Genomic DNA, 16,166 nt, shown 5'->3' with positions numbered 1-16,166 from the left:
GCAGATGCCACTACCAACGCCGAGGCCACCACCCCCACATGCGGTTGCAGTACTAACCATCGCCGGCGCGGGCGGGAGCAGCACGAGCCGCAATCACGGCGACGGCTTGATCGGGGAGCAGCAACCAGTTGGGCAGCGGTAGATGCCCATGGGGGCGCGGAAGAACACTTCGCGCTGCGGTCTGTGCGCGGGGCTCCGCATGCTGATGGCCGCGCTGGTGGCGTTGTCGGACCGGTGGGCGTCGGTGCCGACGAGAGTGGGGCCCAGGGCGATGCGGTGGCTGCGAATGGTGCGCATGACAACCCGGTCCGCCCGTGCTGCAAGGTTGTGTCGGAATGGACCCTTTGAGGATAGAAAGCCTCCCCGGTGCGCGGCTCACCGCTACTCTCCGAAGGGGTGGAGGGGGTGGGCTTTTGAGCGATGCAGGTGATGTCATCGATGGGCGCTTCGAGCTGCTGGAGCGGCTCGGCGCCGGCGGAATGGGAACGGTATGGCGCGCCAGGGACATGATCTTGCAGCGCCAGGTCGCACTCAAGGAGGTCCTGACGGCAGACCTCCCGGCCACCGACCCTGTTCTGCGCGAGCGGGTCCTGCGCGAGGCGCGCGCGCTGGCACGGCTCAGCCATCCACATGTGGTGACGATTCATCAAGTCGTAGAGGAGGGGCCCTATCCGTGGCTGGTGATGGAGCTGGTGCCAGGACCCTCATTGCAGGAGGTCATCGCCACCGCTCCGCTCCTGCCGCACATCGCGGCCGGGATCGGCCGGAACCTCTTAGCAGCCCTGCGAGCCGCGCACGCGGTGGGCATCCACCACCGGGACGTGAAGCCGGCGAATGTCCTGCTGCGCACGGACGGCCAGGCCGTCCTCACCGATTTCGGTATCGCTGCTGTCCAGGACGCCACGGCCTTGACCCTTACCGGCCACCTCATAGGCACTCCCGAATACATGGCCCCCGAACGGATCCGCGGCGAGGAGGGTAATCCCGCCTGTGACCTGTGGTCGCGGGGCATGCTGCTCTACGTTGTGGTGGAGGGCGTAAGCCCCATGCGACGTCCCAACACTCTGGCCACCCTCGCCGCCGTTCTCGACGAACCGGTGCCACGGCCCCTAAGGGCCGGGCCACTGGGGCCCGTACTGGCCGAACTCCTTTCGAAGGACGCCGGTATGAGGCCTGACGCATCTCGGTTGGATGCGATGCTTGCGGACGCCGTAGCGGCCACGCCGAGCTCGGTGCTGACGCACTCACCGACACAACTCGACTCCCCTCGACCCGTACCCGCAAGCAGGCGGAAGCGGCCCGAAGTCCTGGCCGTCGGAGCCGTCATCGTCATCGCAGCGCTCGTGAGCGTTCTGGTGTTCGCACTGCGGAACGGCGGACCCGAGCGCACTGAAGGTCAGGCGCCGCCTGCCTCCTTGACCACCAGCGCAAGCGCCGCCCCGAGCAAGAGCGAAACGCACGCCACGACCACCACCCCGACCCTGCCGACCCTGCCGACAAGCGTCGCAGCGCCGGAGCGCACGACCGGCCCGCTACCAACCACTGCGACCGCCGACAACCGTCCGGCCGGCGAGGACTCTGCAGACACCTGGATAGCCCAACTGTGGTCGGAGCCGATAGTTTCGGGGCCGGTTGCCCGTGACCGGCAGCTGACGATCGTGCGCCGCCAGGTCCCGGAGGCCATCGTCTTGCGCAGCGACGCCTTCGCCTCGCTCCGGGCGGGCTACTGGGTCGTCTACGCTCCTGGCCCCTACGCGAACGGGAGCGCGGCCGTGGCGTTCTGTGCGGAGCGCGGCCGCACAACGCCGAACCAGTGCGTGGGCCGATACCTCAGCCATCGTGCGGCCGACATCGTCTACATCTGCCGACCCGCCGGAGGCGGCACCACAGCGGGCGCCTGCCGCCGCCCCTGATGCCGCGCGCGCTCGTGCTCACCGCAAGGCGTCGGCTTGGCCAGCGTGGGAAATGGGGTGGAGCGAGCGGCCTCAGCGATCTGTTGGGCCAACTGTCCGGCGAAGTCCCGGCCGGCGCAGCACTCACCCGGAAGGCGGGGTAGGGCCGCGCACGACCGAGTGCAGCAGCACCGCCGGGACACGCGTCCGGTTAGGTCCCTGTCCCAGCGATCCTCGCAGTGCGGTTGATCATCCTCCGGACACCTCAATCCGGGAAGTCTGCCAGAGCCCGCCGCCCAGCCACCCGTCGCTGGACGGCGGCGATATCGCCCGCAGCCGGCCATCCAGGGCGTGGGCCTCCGCGCGGGCGGGCGCGTACGGCTGCTGGACCTCGGCCATGAGCTCGCGCATGAAGCCGACCGCCTCCGTGACGGCGGCCAGGCCCTCGGCGAGGTCGATCGCGGCCTCGGCCCGCACCCGGTCGGGGACGTCAGTGCCAGGGCAAGGTCGCCCCGTCGTGCCACGGGGTTGATCGCGGCCTGCTCCCGCATCATCGCCAGGGCCCGGGTGGTGACTTCGGCCGCCCCCGGAGTCCCAGGTCGGCCGGCGCCACCGCGAGCACGGGCAGGGCGTCGGCGAACAGCGCACCTGGTCCAGCTCGTCGAGGATTGCGACCGACTCCTCTGCGGCGCCCGGCGATTCCTACCTCGCTGATCGAAGCCCGCCCGCCAGGCTGCACACCCGGCAGTTCGTCGCCGCGACGAGGCTGAAGAGGTCCCAGGTCACCTGCGGGATCCGGACTCTGCGCGACGTCTCCGCGGCCGAACATCTGACCCCGACCGCGAGACGGTCTTCATCGGGACAACCCGCGCCGCGAGCCGACTTTCACGGGGTGCGGTGTGGACGGGCCAGATGCCCGTAACCCCCTGCTGCCCAGACCACCGCTCTGAAGTCCGCGAAGGTGAGCGGCCCGGCCGGGTCCCCCGGTCGTGGGGGGAAGTACACCGTTCCGCAGCGCCCGCAGTACCAAGCCCGCGACCACAGTCGCTCAGCGGCCGGACGGCCCGCCTCCACCAGGCGCCCGAAGTCGATCGCGCGGAGCACGGCCGGGACGATCAGGCTCGCCGCGGCCACCAGCGCGAGCAGCGAGATGACGCCGAGGTAGGCGTAGGTGGGGTGGGCCTCGGCCGGGAGCCGGGCACCCGCCGGCGGCACCGGGTAGCCGCCGAACCAGTGCCCGCTGGTCGCGCCCCCGATGAACGTCCCGATCGCCACCACCAGCAGGGGAACGCCAAGGCAGCCCGTCCAGACACCAGCAGGTGCCGTGGGCGCCGGTGCCAGGGCGTCCGACAGGGCCGTGGTCACCAGGCGCGTCTCGGTGTGCTCCATCCGGTCGTCCGTCCTGGAGACGACCATGTTCACCTGGTTCCGCCCTGCCACGTACACCGCCGGGACCCCGGAGATCCGGTCAGTGAGGCCGCAGCTCGGGCAGGGGTGGAGCCGCGGTGCCGCAACGATTCCCTCGTAGGCCATGGCGTCCCCCGAATTCCTGCTGTCGCTCGACCTATGACACAGCATCACCTACTCCTGACGCCATGGGAGCGGCGCGGCGGAATGCGATCGCCACCGAGTGGCTCGCGCGGATCGGCGACCACGAGCACCCTCGGCCGGCCGTCATCCCCGACCCGAAATCGCCGAGCAGCCCGACATGATCGCCCGCCAAGTCCCAGCCGGTGAGGGCCCTTGCGCAGACCGAGCACAGCGCGTGGGTCAGCCGCCGTCGCATGAGGCGGTCAAGGTGTCGGTCGTACCGTAAGCGGACCTCGGCAACGGCCAGAGCGCCACCACAGGCAGCAACCACGCGTGCTACCGCGGGAGCCGCGATCGCGCGGACCAGGACGTGTCAGTGACCTGAGAGCGCTCCCCTTCAAAGGGGCTGCGCTGCCTATCCGGCCAATCGAGGCGACTCTCACGCCTGATCGCGGCCGAGTTCAGGAGCCTTCGATCGGCCCGGCCCGATCCCATCCAGGCGCCCGCACGTCGATCGTGAGGCGTCCCGACCCGGCCTCCCCACCGCAGGTCCGGCACGTCGACGTGAGATCGAGGTCGTGCTCGGCGTCGTGCTCGGAGCCGGGGCCGCTGCGATGCCGGAAGACGACCGGTGGAGTGTCCACCGCCCAGCGATCGCCCCAGGCCAGCAGCGTGTGCATCACCGGTGCGAGATCGCGGCCGGCTTCCGTGAGGTGGTATTCGAAGCGCAAGGGGCGCTCGCTGTAGGCGCGGCGCTCGACCACGCCCGCCTCTGCCAGTGCGCGCAGTCTGGCGGCGAGGCGGTCGCGGGGGGCGCCGGCGTTGCGGACGATCTGGTCGAAGCGCCGGTTGCCGTAGAAGATCTCGCGGATCGCCAGGAGGGCCCAGCGTTCGCCGACGAGTTGTAGCGCGGCGGCCGCGGAGCACGGCCGGCCGGGCACCTCGGGGTGCGGAACCGAACTCTCGCCCTGCTTTGTGTCGGCGGTCATGTCCCCATCCTCTCCTGCGTCCGTTGCGTTTTCAAACCCACACGACTAGCCTCCGATCCATGATAGTTGGACTTTCAAACCCACCAAGGGCGTCCCGAGCCGTGTTCGCGACGGTCGCGGCCGCGGTCTTCATGTCGAACCTCGACCTCTTCATCGTCAACGTGGCCCTCCCGGCGATCGGCCGCTCGTTCGACGGCAACGGCCTCGGCTCCCTCTCCTGGGTCCTCAACGGCTACGCGATCGTCTTCGCGGCGCTCCTCGTGGTCGCCGGCCGCGTCGCCGACCGCTCCGGCCACAAGCCGGTCTTCCTGACCGGGTTGGCGGTGTTCACCCTCGCCTCGGTCGGCTGCGCACTCGCTCCCAACGTCGGGACGCTGGTCGCGACACGGCTCGTGCAGGCCGCCGGCGCTGCGCTGCTGATGCCGACGTCCCTCGCGCTGCTGCTCGACACGACGGCGCCCGAGAAGCGCGCCGGGGCGGTGCGGGCCTGGGCGTCGATCGGCGGGATCGCCGCCGGACTCGGACCGGTGGCCGGAGGGCTGCTGGTCGAGGCCGGCTGGCGCTGGGTGTTCATCGTCAACGTGCCAGTGGGGATCGCGGCGTTCGCGCTCGGCGTCAAGGTGCTGCCGTCGCCCGCACGCGCCGGGGCGAAGAAGAGTCCGCTGCCGGACCTGTTCGGCGCCGCCCTTCTCACAGGATCGATCGCAACGCTCTCGCTCGGCCTGGTCAAGGCGCCCGACTGGGGTTGGACGAGCGCCGGCACCCTCGGCAGCCTGGCTGCCGCGGTGCTGCTCGGCGTCTGCTTCGTCCTGCGCTCGGCCCGCCATCCCGTGCCGATCGTCGAGCTGCCGCTGCTCCGGGTTCCGGCGTTCGCATCCGCCGCGGCCGCCCTGACACTGTTCAGCGTCGCGTTCGCCGGAATGCTGCTCGGCGCGGTGCTGTGGTGCCAGGGTGTGTGGGGCTACTCGGCTCTGGCAACCGGCTTCGCCATCGCTCCGGGTCCCTTGCTGGTCCCACCGGTCGCGTTGCGGATCGGGCCCGCCGTCGCCAGATTCGGTGCGGGCCGCATCGCGCTGGCGGGAAGTGTCCTGTTCGCGGCCGGCATCCTGTGGTGGGCCGCGACGCTCGACACCGGCTCGGCCTACGCGGCCTCGCTCCTGCCCGGCATGATGCTGACCGGCCTCGGCGTCGGCATGACCATCCCGGTCCTGACCGGAGCGTCGGCGGCCGCCCTGCCGCCGGCCCGCTTCGCCACCGGCTCGGCCATCACCTCGATGGGCCGCCAGATCGGCGCGGTCCTCGGCGTCGCGATCCTGATCGGCATCCTCGGCACCCCGGCCCCCGGACACGCTGTCGCCGCGTTCCAGCACGGCTGGTACGCGATCGCCGCGGCGTCCCTGCTCGCCGCGTGCGCGACGCTCCCGCTCGTCCGCAAGCCGCGACCGGCCGCCGCCCAGGCGGCCGATGTCGCAGAGGCCGCGGAAGCCACGAAGGCCGGCGCCGCCTGAGGACCAAGTCCCGTCCGTCGATGGACGGACGGGACTCGCACTCGCCCGAAGGCCGCCAATGGGGTCCCGAAAGGGGCCGCCGCTGGTAGGCGGTGTGGCGGCAGGGGCGTAGCAGGTGGAGTCGCGCGAGGTGGCCCGGCTCCGCCCCGGATTGACCCGGTTGGCTCCCGACCCTGCTCGACTTGGTCCATGGCGTGGAAAACCGATCCGGTATGGCGGCCGGATGTCGAGTGGCGTTCAACCGAACTGGGCAGGACGGACGCGCTGGCGCGGTTGTGCAGAACCGGACCACAGAGCTTTACGCGGCCGGGCCCGGGCCATCAGATCTGGGTCGGTGCGCTTCCGCTGGGTGGGTCAGCGACATGGGTGGCCCAGGCCCGCCGCAGCGCTCCCCTCAGCCTGACCAGCGCGGCGGCGGTTCCGGCGCCAACGGGAACGACCGGCCAGTACGCGATGCCGTTCCCGAAGGCCGCACACACGATGAGCACGAAGATAGCCACCACTCCGACGAGGAACCCGGACCCGCAGGGCCCCAGCCGCTGCTGCCGCTCCAACCGCACCCGGCCGCCGAGGCCGGCCAGGTACGCGGCCGCGGCCGTGGAGAGGGCGATCAGATACCCCATGATCAACGGATACAGCACGACCAGCGCGATGTCCCATCCCCCTGGATGCCAGCCGGGCCACACGTCACATCCGTCGATCTCCACGACCCGCCCGTGCCACAGGCCCGCCTCGACCCGCTGTCCCTTGTGGAGGTCGTTCACGGAATCGTCCGGGACGCCGTCCACCGCCTTCGTCTCGTCACCGACCCGCAGCTCGATCGTGTACTTGGTGGTGAAGGTCCAGTCGCGGCTGCCGCCGTCCTGCCCTCCGCCGTCTCTCCCCCTCGTCGTATGGGACGTCAACTTCGTGATGGTGGCCTCGGCCGTGTGCAGCGTTCCGTTCGACCGTGCGTGCGCGACGCCCGTCTCCTCGTAGGTGCGCATGGCGAGCAGCAGGATCAGGGCAGCCATGACCAAACGGAACACCCAGCGCAGCACATGGCCTCGCACTGTCCTGGGCCGCCTCGTGCCCGGTCTCGTTTGCGACGTCGTGTCCCCGGTCTGCTCCTGCGTCATCGGCCCCCTCGCCTTCCGGTCGGGGACGGACGAAAGCCGCCCCACCGGATCACACGCCGCACCGCCGGCCATGGTTGCGGTCGACCACCCGGTCGTGACCGCGTCACGGATGGTGGATGTCCCAGCCCCGTCGACCCGGTGGGTGAGGGGTTCGGGGTCGACCGGTCTGCGTCGCACTGAGCGGAATCCCGCGACGGGAGCAGCCGATACGCGCCGATCCGAACCGCACGTCCGGCTCCCGGCGGTGACCAAGTCCCGTGACCTCCGGATGCACCAGCGTCACCCGACTGCACAGCGAGTTGGTTGCCGAGCACGCTCCTGTCACGTACGGCATGGTCCGCGCCCACATTGCCACCTTGCGCGGGACTACGTCCGGGGTACCGACCCGACCGCCGACGGTGCGGCAGGTGACCGGCTGGCTCACCCGGCACCCCATGACCCTGACCGAGGAAGACCGCGCCGGCCTGAAAGATGTTCTGACCCGCTGCCCCGAACTGGACAAGGCCGCCGGACACGTCCGCGACTTCGGCGAGATACCCACCGACCGCCGCGGCTCCACACTGCCCACCTGGATCGACGCAGTCGATGCCAGCCGGCTGCCCGGCCTCACCGGATTCGCACTCCACCTGCTCCGAGACCCCGACGCCGTGACAGCCAGGCTCACCCTGGACTGGAGTTCCGGCAGCATCGAGGGCGCCGTGGACCGCATTAGGAAGATCAAGAGGCAGCTCGACGGGCGAGCTGGTTCCCACCTGCTCCGGAAGATGATCCTGCTGCAGTAGCGCGGCAATATCCTCTTGCTGATGCGGGTTGGGCGGGCTAGAACCTCGTGTGATCACTTTTGTGTGTGCCGCCTGCGCCCGCCCTCTGACCAGAGCTGTGCAGCTGTCCGAGACCCTGGTCAGGCCAGCGTTCGACGGTCGAATCGGACCCGACGGGTATCGTCGGGCCCCGGCCACGATGCACATGGGGCACTACGCCCTGGAGCCAGAGCCATGGGGAGCCCCGTTCCTGCCGACCGACGAACCCGTCGCGGTGTTTCCTGGAGGGCCAAGTGTCGGCGATCCTGACGGAGACGGGTACCTGATATCCGCAGGCCCCCGAAACACGATCGTTCTCCATCCCGACGACGCACCAGATCTGCTGCCCGACCTTGAGGGGGATCACGCAGGCTGCTGCGGCTGGACTGGCCAGGGCGGCATGAACCAGCTGTGCCCATGTGGTGCTGCGGTGGGAACAGAGATCAGCGAATGCAGCACCCCGTACGAGCTCCACCTCGACCCAGCACAGGTCCATGCGTGGGATGCCAGCATCGTCGGACCACAGTCAAAGTTGGGTGAGGCAGAACATTAGGCATGGATCCGAGGCTCAACCTCCCACATCATCGAACACCACGATGACTCTCCGCGATCGCTCCCCAAGATCTGTGCCAGAACCCAAAACTGACCTCCAAAGCCACCAGGTGGAGGAAGGCCCGAATACTGGATGTACTCGGGCTTCCGGCAACGCGGCGAGGTGCGGTGCCAGGCGTAGCGGGTCAGGCAATCTCCGAGAGAGACGGCCGACCGCGACGGCGCTTCCGCTTCGCCCGCAGTCCGTCCAGCAGCTTCCGCGCTGCCGTGTCGCCTCCGTCGGCGGCCTGTTGGGCGAGGCGGTCCGCCTCCTCGTGGTTGCCGGCTTCCTCGCGCATCCTGACGAGCCGGCCCAGCGCGTACGGATCACCTTCGGCGGCTGCCTCCTCGAACAGTTCCTCGGCTCCGTCACCGCCACACCTACCGGAGGCCCTCTCGCGCATGTCCGCGAGCTCGACCAGGGCTTGGGTACTGCCGGCCTCTGCCGCCTGTCGCGCAGCCCGTTCGGCGCCGTCGCGGTCCCCGGTCTCCTCGCGCAGGAGGGCGATCTCCTGCAGTGCCCTCGTCCGGACGCTCTCAACCCGGGCCGCGCGCAGAACGAGCTCCTCGGCCCGGTCCCGGTCCCCCGCCTTCTTCCGCTTCTCGGCCAGTCGGAACAGCGAGTAGGTCATGCCCGCGTCGGCCGCCCGCTGCGCGTAGTGCTCGGCGCCAACGTGATCGCCCAGGTCCTCGCGTAGCAAGGCCATCCCGTCCAGGGCCGCGACGCTGCCCGCGTCGGCCGCTTCGCGGAAGAGGTTCTCAGCTGCGACGACGTCGCCGGCCGCTTTGCGCACTGCCGCGAGCCGCCGCAGCGCGTCGGTGTCACCGGCGTCCGCGGCCTGCCGCACGAGCCGTTCCGCTTCGGCCCTGTCCCCCGCCTTCTCCCGCAGTGCGATGAGCGAGTAGAGGGAATAGGTGCAACCGGCGTCGGCCGCCTCACAGAACAGGGCCTCGGCCGTCGTGAGATCGCCGGCGAACTCGCGGTCCATGGCCAGCCGGCGCAGCACGCCCGGCTGGTCGCTGTCGGCGGCCAGCCGGGCGAGGACCAGTGCCTCCGCGAGGTCTCCGGCCCGCTCCCGGCTGACGGCGAGCTTTTCGAGGGCGTAGTCGTGACCCGCAGCGGCGGCCTGACGCAGCAGGTCCTCGCACCCGGCGGGGCCTCCCCTTTCCGCGCGCAGCATCGCGAGTTCGTACAGGACGAAGCCGCGGTTCGCATCGATGCCCTGCCGTGCGAAGCGTTCGGCCTCCTCGCATCGCCCGGCCCGTTCGCGTTCCCGGGCCAGCCGCAGAAGGCCGTCGCGGTCACCCGCCTCCGCAGCCCGCAGGTACAGAGTTTCGGCGGCCGCCCGGTCCCCCGACTGCTCGAACTGCTCGGCCAGACGGCTCAGGGATTCCGTGCTGCCCGCTTCGACGGCCCTGGCCAGCAGCCGGCGGGCCCAGAGCGCACGGTCGCGGTGGCCGGCGGCCCGGGCCAGGAGGCGCAGTTCGTCGGGGTCGCCGAGGTGCTCGTGCGCGGCCGCCCAGAACGACGTCGGGGGGCACAGCCGTCGGCGCGCGCCGGCTCCATGCTGCTCGAGATAATCCGCCAGTCGGCAGGCCGGTGCCGGCGGACCGTTCACCGCCGGTGAACCGCCAGGTCCGCCCGTTCCGTCCGGGCCCTCGCGGACCGTACGGGGGCGGGCCCGGCGTAGGGGGGCGAGGTTGCCGTGGACGGGCTCGCCCGTATCGGCGAGGGCTTGTTCGAACCAGTGGTCTTCGAGGGCGTCCCGCTCGTCGTCGGTGAGGTAGTCCTCGGCCGCCTCGACGAGGAACGCCAAGGGAACGTGCAGGCCGACGCCCAGGCGCCGCGCGTCCATGGCCGCTTGCAGCAGTGCGCGCGCCGGAGGCGAGGCGCTGCGATAGCGGCGCAGCAGCTCGGGCGCACCCGCCAGGAACTGGGCCAGCCGCCCGTCGCCCGCGTGTTGCAGGGCATGGGCGAGTTGTTCGTCGCCGGCGGCGGCCAGGGCCTCGGCAGCCTTGATCGACTTCCGGTCGAAGGCATCGGGCAGGACGATCTGCCGGTCGGCGAGCAGCTGTCGCGCCTGCGGGTGCGGGTCCGGCCCGACGCTTCCGGGAAGGACGCAATAGGCCCGGGAGTACGAGGACCACAAGGTGCCCAGGACCAGGACGGGGGCGCGGGCCGGGTCGGTGAGCAGCAGGTGCAGGGCTGCGGCGAGCCGTTCGCCCGTTCCGCTGCCGGCTCCGAGGTAGTGCTGGGCCTCGTTCAGCCACACCACCGTATGCGGCACAACTCGTTCCGTCTGTGCCAGTGCCGCCTCAGGATGCGACGGGTAGCGGGGGTCCCACACCAACCAGCCCTGTTCCGCGAGGGGTTGTACAGCTTCCCAGCACGCGCGGGTCTTGCCCGTCGACGAGGAACCGACCAGCACGGCCATCCGGCTGCGGCCGGCTGCCGCGGCGGCGACGAGATCGGCCAGCGCCGCGTCGTGCGGCCGGCGTACGTAGCCGGGCAGCCGGGGTTCCGTCCGCGGCTGGCGGTCGGTCCGGCGTGGCGAGTGGTAGTCGCTCGCGTGTCGTGGGGCGTCCACGGCAGGGTGGACACCGAGGTCGTGCGGACGGCACTGCGCGATGGGCCGTCCGACGACGCCGACCACCGGACGTTCGTCGGCGCGGGCGGCCTCGCGTTCGTCGGCATGGTCAGGCTGGTGACCAGCGCGCACCGGCCTTGGGCCGGCCGCCGGGAGCCCGGCCGCCGAGCGTCCAGCCGCTGGGAGCCCGGCCGCCTGCGTCACGCTCGCGGATGGCACCCCCGCCGCACGCGTGGCGAGGGCATGCAGCTCCATGAGGGGGCGGGGCTGGAGCCCGAGGGTCCGCGCCACCGCGTACACGGTCTCCGCCGAAGGTGGCGGTGCCGAGCAGCTGAAGGCCGCGCTGACGGTGGTTCGTCCCAAGCCCGCAAGCCCGGCGAGCGCCGACTTCGCGAGGCGCTTGGCGATCCGCGCTGCCTCCAGGCGCGCGCGCAACTCGGTCAGCGCGGCGGCCGGTTCCCGGAATTCCTCCGCGCTCACGCCCCCCGACCCGCCCTAGCCATGCCGACTGTTCATCGCTGTTCATCTTCGTCCGGCCGCACACCGCTGAACACGACTTTGCCCATATTGGGCTGCACCGCCAAGTCGGCGGGCGACTTCCACCACCACGCCGAAGGGGACCGCCACCGTGTCCGATCACAGCGCCCTGCTCCTCCTCACATGCGCCCTGACCATCCTGGTCGCCGCACTGACCGGGGCGGCAGCCGGCTACCTGGCCCGCCGGGACCACGCGACCTACCCCGCGGCCCTCACCCGCGGAGCCGCGGCCTTCGGAGCAACCCTCCTCCTGACCGCGACCGTCGCCTCGGCCCTGACCCACCGGTGAACCGATACCCCGCCCGACGCCCGCCCCCCGAGCGCCGGCGGGAGACCATCGGGCCGGACTGCGGCGGCTACGGCCCGCGCAGCCGCGGCTGGGGAGGGCGTCAGGCTCCGGTGTGATCCAGGCGAGGTTCACGCCCAGCCGGACGTTGTCCCCGTCGTCGGCCCGGGGGTCCGATGGATCGGCCGGCGCCGCAGTCCCAGATCCGTTCGACCGGCCCGACGTGGTGGGTGTGGGGCGGCGCCGGACCCGCACCCGTTGTGGCTCCCCGTCAGCATCGTCGAGAACATCCGCGGACCATGCGCCTTCACCGGCGGTACACCAAACACGCGACCCCGCTCAAGGAAGTCCCGGGGAGGCTCCCCGCGGGCCGGACCATGACCTTCCTGACGTTCGTACTCCCGGAGCGCAACCGCCTCCCGATGGACGCCGAGATCAGCCGTGGCGGCCGGGCCGTGTGCTCCAAGGCGTTCGAATCGAGTCCTGTCGAGCACTCAGAGCCGTCCCGTAACTGATGGCTACGGGTGAAGCGGCTGAGCGCCCCTCGAGTTGGCGGGTCGTGCACTCAGTCCCTTCACGTGGCGACGTTGCACTCCTCGTAGGGCTCGCTCACCGCACTGTGCGGGAGGGCTCGTCGTGGTGGTCCTTCGGTACTCAGTTGTCACTCGCCGCCTCCCCCACCCGGGGGAGGCAGATACGTCCGGCGGCGGACGTGGCCGGGCCGGTAAGGCCGGAGGCTGGGATTCCTGCTGATGGAAGGGGAGTTCGGGTGGAACGCTGGGATCGGGTCGGGCGGAACGCGGCGTATGCGGCGGCTCTGGCGCTGTCGCCGTACTTGCTGATCAAAGTCTCGTGGGTGGTCGGCTCCCTAGTGGGGGTGCTGCCGATCGGTAATGGCTTCAGTTTGGCGGAGTGGGTGGTGCTCAACATCGTCACGGTCGGTATGGCGGCGATCGGGATCGCTCTGGCCCTCGCGCTGGTGCGGCCATGGGGGATGCGGATACCGGGGGTGCTCGTCGCGTTCTGTTCCTGGGTGGGGTCGGGATTCCTCGTCTCGGTGCTGCCTTTCGTTCTCTTCAATGCCTTCCTGAGTGTGGGCGGTGACTCGCAGGGTGGCGGTGACGACCCGGCCATGCCGGTCTGGGAGGGCCTACTCGTCCAGTTCAGCTTCGTGGGAATGGGGCTGGGACTGGCTGTCGCCGTCCCGGCGTATCTGCGGCGCCGCTGGCCGGATGCGTTCGCCGGGCGCGTCGGTGACGGTCCGCGTACGCCGCCGCCGTGGGCGGCTGTCGTCGGCGCTGCGGTCGGCCTGGTCTGGCTCTACTGGGCCGCCGGAGGCACCCTGGGAATCACCCACCCGGCCGAGCGGAACACCGACGGCTACGTCTTGGCCGCTGTATGGGGATTCTGGGACCTGGCCGGATCCGCTGCCGTCTGGACGGTCGCCCGGGCGCGTCCTGCCGGGTTGCCGCGCTGGATCCCACTGGTGTTCGGGTGGGTCGGATCGGGCTCACTGTTCGCATGGAGCGCCTGGAAGGTACCCCTCATGCTGTACGTAGCGGTGGCCGATCCTGCCGATATCATGCCGCCGGAGAACCCCACCGTCGCGATGGTGCTGAATCTCTGCGCTGTGGTGGCAGGCGCGGGGATGATGCGGACACTCGTCCGCGCGCGTATCCGCGTCCCCGAGTCCCATGCCCTGCCCGAGGTTGTCATTGGGCTCGAGGGCTGAGTGCCTCAGAGGGGCGACCGGCCGCCTCCTGAAGCGCCCGGTCGAGGGTGGGACGATCTTGCTGTGATTGGTGTGATCACGGTATCGGAGCCGTCTTGGACTGCGCCGTTCGGCGGGTTGAGCCCGCGCCTGTTCGGCAGACTGGTGACCGCGCCGCGGCGGAAGGGTGCTGATGCGGTCCGCAAGGGCCGGCCGTGGAGTCTTCCCCTGGAGGACCGGGCACTGCTGGTTACGGCCTACTGGCGCACGAACCTGACGATACGCCAGCTCGCCCAGCTGTTCGGGGTGTCCAAATCGGCAGCGGACCGCACTATTGACCACCTCGGGCCGATACTCGCGCTCCGGCCCGCAAGCGGTTCGCAAGGGCCACTGTGCTCATCGTGGACGGTACCCTGGTCCCCATCGCGCGACCACACCATCGCAGCATGCGTACCCCGTTCCGGAACAAGGATCAACCGCTCCCCGCCAGCCGGACACAGTCCAAGGAAGCGAGTTGAAGAACACCTGCTCAAGCCTCGATGACCAGGTGGACCTTGGAAGGCTCCACCAGGGACACACCTCACGACGGTGAGCCTGCCCAAACCGCACAAACCTCACAGGTCGGTACGCTGGTGAGCAGAGTTTCTGACCGGTCACGAACGTAGCGATGAGTTTGCTTGGCCCGGGGAGTCCCACCACTGTTATCGCCCCCACCACAGGAGGAACCCATGGCGCAGCTCTTGAGAGTCCAGAACTTCGGCGTCTCGAGTGACGGGATCGGTGCCGGTGAGGACCAGACCCTCGAGAGGCCGTTCGGTCATGTCGATCCCGGGAGGCTGTTCGCATGGGCCGGTGCCACGGCGAGCTGGCCCATGCGCACCGACCCCGGGGGGAGCCGGGGCCTGGACGACTACTTCACGCGGGACTTCCCCCGCAACATCGGCGCCGAGATCATGGGCCGCAACAAGTTCGGGCCCCAGCGCGGGCCCTGGCAGGACCATGAGTGGCAGGGCTGGTGGGGTGACGAGCCGCCGTTCCACACCCCGGTATTCGTTCTGACCCACCACACGCGTCCTTCGCTCACCCTGTCCGACACCACGTTCCACTTCGTCGACGGCGACCCTGCCACGGTCCTCGAACAGGCCCGTGAGGCGGCGCAGGGCAAGGACGTCCGACTCGGCGGCGGGGCCACCACCATCCGGCAGTTCCTCGACGCCGACCTCGTCGACACCCTGCACGTGGCTGTCTCACCGGTGAAGCTCGGGTCCGGAGTACGACTCTGGGACTCCCCCGATGAACTGCTCGACCGGTTCCACCTGGAGGTCGTTCCCAGCCCGAGCGGGGTGACGCACCACCTGTTCTGGCGCAAGTGACCGGTCCACCACGACACCCCCTCACAGCTGTGAAAAGGTCCCAGCACGCAGTCGCCAGGGCGGGGTGTGCGGGGTCCTAGGAGAACCTGTCCCGGTCGAAAGGAGCATCCCGCAGGCAGCTCCACAGGTGCCGCGGCGGCAGGGGCGGGGGGACAGTGGTCTCTAGTCGGAGGGATTCGGGTGCCGCTCGCGGGCCGCGGTGGCGCTGACCTCGCTCAGGGCTGCTGCCACCAGGTCCCGGGCCCACTCCAGGCGAATGAGCAGATCTTCGGACGACGAACCGACGGGCGACTGGTCGGTTCGTCGTCCGGTGGTGGTGCCAGGGTCCCGGCGGGTCAAAGCGTCGAGGGGCGACCGATGAGTTTTGGCCGGACGGGGAGTCGGTACTTCCAGAAGGGCACCCGACCGCTCGGAGGAACCATGTCCACCAGCAACAACGCCTTGCCCCCTGTCGTCGACGCCTCCGCTTGGGAGAAGGAGCTGGCCGCTCTGCGCGTGCGGGAGAAGGCCGCCACCCGCGAGCTCGACGCCATCGCGGCCCAACGCCGCCGGCTGCCGATGGTGGAGATGCCCAACTACGTGCTGGAGGGGGAGGAGGGCCCCGTCCGGCTCGCCGAGATCTTCGGCGATCACCCGCAGCTGATCATCTACAGCCACATGTGGCATGAGGGCGCTGAGTGGCAGTGCGGGGGCTGCACCGGCTTCACCTCCCAGTTCACCCGGCTCGCGGGCGTCGAGAAGTTCGACGCCCGGTTCGTGATCGTCACCCAGGGTCCGATCGACGAGGCGCTCGCCTACCGGCGCAAGGTGGGTAACACCATGACGTGGTACTCAACGGCGAACAGCACGTTCGGCAGCGATATCGGTGCCCCGCCCAACGGCGGGTTCGCGGTCAACGTGTTCCTGCGCGACGGTGACACGGTCTACCGCACCTGGCACACCGACGGCCGCGGCACCGAGCAGCTGAGCTACCTGTTCGCCCTCGTCGACCTTCTGCCCTACGGCCGCCAGGAGGAGTGGCAGGACTCCCCCGAAGGTTGGCCCCAGTCACCGACCTACAGCCGCTGGGCGACACCGCAAGAGATCGCGGCGGCGTACGGCGGCGACCGCTGAGGCGCCGGGAGTTCAGGACGACGAGGGAGCGCGCGTCATCTTCCGTCGCCCGCCACCGCCATCACCAGTGCCGTCTGCCCTTGATGAGCCGTACCACGGCGCCTGTCACGGGGACTGGGAGCGTAAGCAG

General features: G+C 70.3%; 14 protein-coding genes and 1 pseudogene. 8 read left to right on the top strand and 7 right to left on the bottom strand.

Annotation, left to right across the window (positions count from 1 at the left end; genetic code table 11):
* Nucleotides 1-93: 93 nt before the first annotated feature.
* Nucleotides 94-297, bottom strand: a complete 204-nt coding sequence (locus C6N31_RS22245; RefSeq protein ID WP_198358028.1) for a hypothetical protein — start codon at nt 295-297, stop codon at nt 94-96.
* A 116-nt stretch (nt 298-413) separates the two neighbouring features.
* On the opposite strand from C6N31_RS22245, the gene C6N31_RS22240 reads away from it, so the two are divergent.
* Nucleotides 414-1,913 carry a serine/threonine-protein kinase gene (locus C6N31_RS22240; RefSeq protein ID WP_232485491.1) on the top strand — a complete coding sequence of 500 codons (1,500 nt, stop codon included), beginning with the start codon at nt 414-416 and terminating at the stop codon, nt 1,911-1,913.
* 228 nt (nt 1,914-2,141) lie between these two features.
* Here the strand turns inward: C6N31_RS22240 and C6N31_RS22235 are convergent, their stop codons facing one another.
* The 3 genes from C6N31_RS22235 to C6N31_RS22225 form a co-directional block, all read right to left on the bottom strand.
* Nucleotides 2,142-2,369, bottom strand: coding sequence for a hypothetical protein (locus C6N31_RS22235; protein ID WP_138351657.1), 228 nt, complete (start codon nt 2,367-2,369; stop codon nt 2,142-2,144).
* Between the two features lie 408 nt (nt 2,370-2,777).
* A complete protein-coding gene (locus C6N31_RS22230; protein ID WP_138351658.1) occupies nt 2,778-3,425 on the bottom strand; it encodes a hypothetical protein in 648 nt (215 codons plus the stop codon).
* A gap of 458 nt (nt 3,426-3,883) precedes the next feature.
* Nucleotides 3,884-4,411 carry a winged helix-turn-helix transcriptional regulator gene (locus tag C6N31_RS22225; protein ID WP_198358026.1) on the bottom strand — a complete coding sequence of 176 codons (528 nt, stop codon included), beginning with the start codon at nt 4,409-4,411 and terminating at the stop codon, nt 3,884-3,886.
* A 101-nt stretch (nt 4,412-4,512) separates the two neighbouring features.
* Between C6N31_RS22225 and C6N31_RS22220 the strand changes: the two genes are divergently transcribed.
* A complete protein-coding gene (locus tag C6N31_RS22220) occupies nt 4,513-5,919 on the top strand; it encodes an MFS transporter (RefSeq protein WP_244808932.1) in 1,407 nt (468 codons plus the stop codon).
* A 320-nt stretch (nt 5,920-6,239) separates the two neighbouring features.
* Here C6N31_RS22220 and C6N31_RS22215 read toward each other — a convergent pair whose 3' ends face one another.
* On the bottom strand, nt 6,240-6,932 hold the full coding sequence (locus C6N31_RS22215; RefSeq protein WP_198358025.1) for a hypothetical protein: 693 nt from the start codon (nt 6,930-6,932) through the stop codon (nt 6,240-6,242).
* A 362-nt stretch (nt 6,933-7,294) separates the two neighbouring features.
* Between C6N31_RS22215 and C6N31_RS22210 the strand changes: the two genes are divergently transcribed.
* The gene (locus tag C6N31_RS22210) at nt 7,295-7,819 is read left to right on the top strand and encodes a transposase (RefSeq protein WP_138351662.1); all 525 of its coding nucleotides are present in this window, start codon (nt 7,295-7,297) and stop codon (nt 7,817-7,819) included.
* Between the two features lie 755 nt (nt 7,820-8,574).
* Here the strand turns inward: C6N31_RS22210 and C6N31_RS22205 are convergent.
* Entirely contained in the window at nt 8,575-11,496 is a 2,922-nt protein-coding gene (locus C6N31_RS22205) for a transcriptional regulator (RefSeq protein ID WP_198358024.1), read from the bottom strand.
* 148 nt (nt 11,497-11,644) lie between these two features.
* On the opposite strand from C6N31_RS22205, the gene C6N31_RS22200 reads away from it, so the two are divergent.
* The 4 genes and pseudogenes from C6N31_RS22200 (at nt 11,645) to C6N31_RS22185 (ending at nt 14,923) form a co-directional block, all read left to right on the top strand.
* A complete protein-coding gene (locus C6N31_RS22200; protein ID WP_138351664.1) occupies nt 11,645-11,842 on the top strand; it encodes a hypothetical protein in 198 nt (65 codons plus the stop codon).
* A gap of 766 nt (nt 11,843-12,608) precedes the next feature.
* On the top strand, nt 12,609-13,571 hold the full coding sequence (locus tag C6N31_RS22195) for a hypothetical protein (protein WP_198358023.1): 963 nt from the start codon (nt 12,609-12,611) through the stop codon (nt 13,569-13,571).
* 63 nt (nt 13,572-13,634) lie between these two features.
* Nucleotides 13,635-13,994, top strand: a pseudogene (locus C6N31_RS22190) (transposase family protein); the annotation flags it as partial.
* Between the two features lie 284 nt (nt 13,995-14,278).
* Nucleotides 14,279-14,923, top strand: coding sequence for a dihydrofolate reductase family protein (locus C6N31_RS22185; RefSeq protein ID WP_138351666.1), 645 nt, complete (start codon nt 14,279-14,281; stop codon nt 14,921-14,923).
* Nucleotides 14,924-15,085: 162 nt separating this feature from the next.
* Here the strand turns inward: C6N31_RS22185 and C6N31_RS22180 are convergent, their stop codons facing one another.
* Complete coding sequence (locus C6N31_RS22180; RefSeq protein ID WP_187144679.1) at nt 15,086-15,262, bottom strand: hypothetical protein; 177 nt, start codon at nt 15,260-15,262, stop codon at nt 15,086-15,088.
* Between the two features lie 81 nt (nt 15,263-15,343).
* On the opposite strand from C6N31_RS22180, the gene C6N31_RS22175 reads away from it, so the two are divergent.
* Complete coding sequence (locus tag C6N31_RS22175) at nt 15,344-16,036, top strand: DUF899 family protein (protein ID WP_138351667.1); 693 nt, start codon at nt 15,344-15,346, stop codon at nt 16,034-16,036.
* The last annotated feature ends 130 nt before the right edge of the window (nt 16,037-16,166 follow it).

Source organism: Streptomyces fildesensis, assembly GCF_016107395.1.
Classification (GTDB): Bacteria; Actinomycetota; Actinomycetes; order Streptomycetales; family Streptomycetaceae; genus Actinacidiphila; species Actinacidiphila fildesensis.
This window is presented reverse-complemented; position numbering and strand designations above follow the sequence as displayed.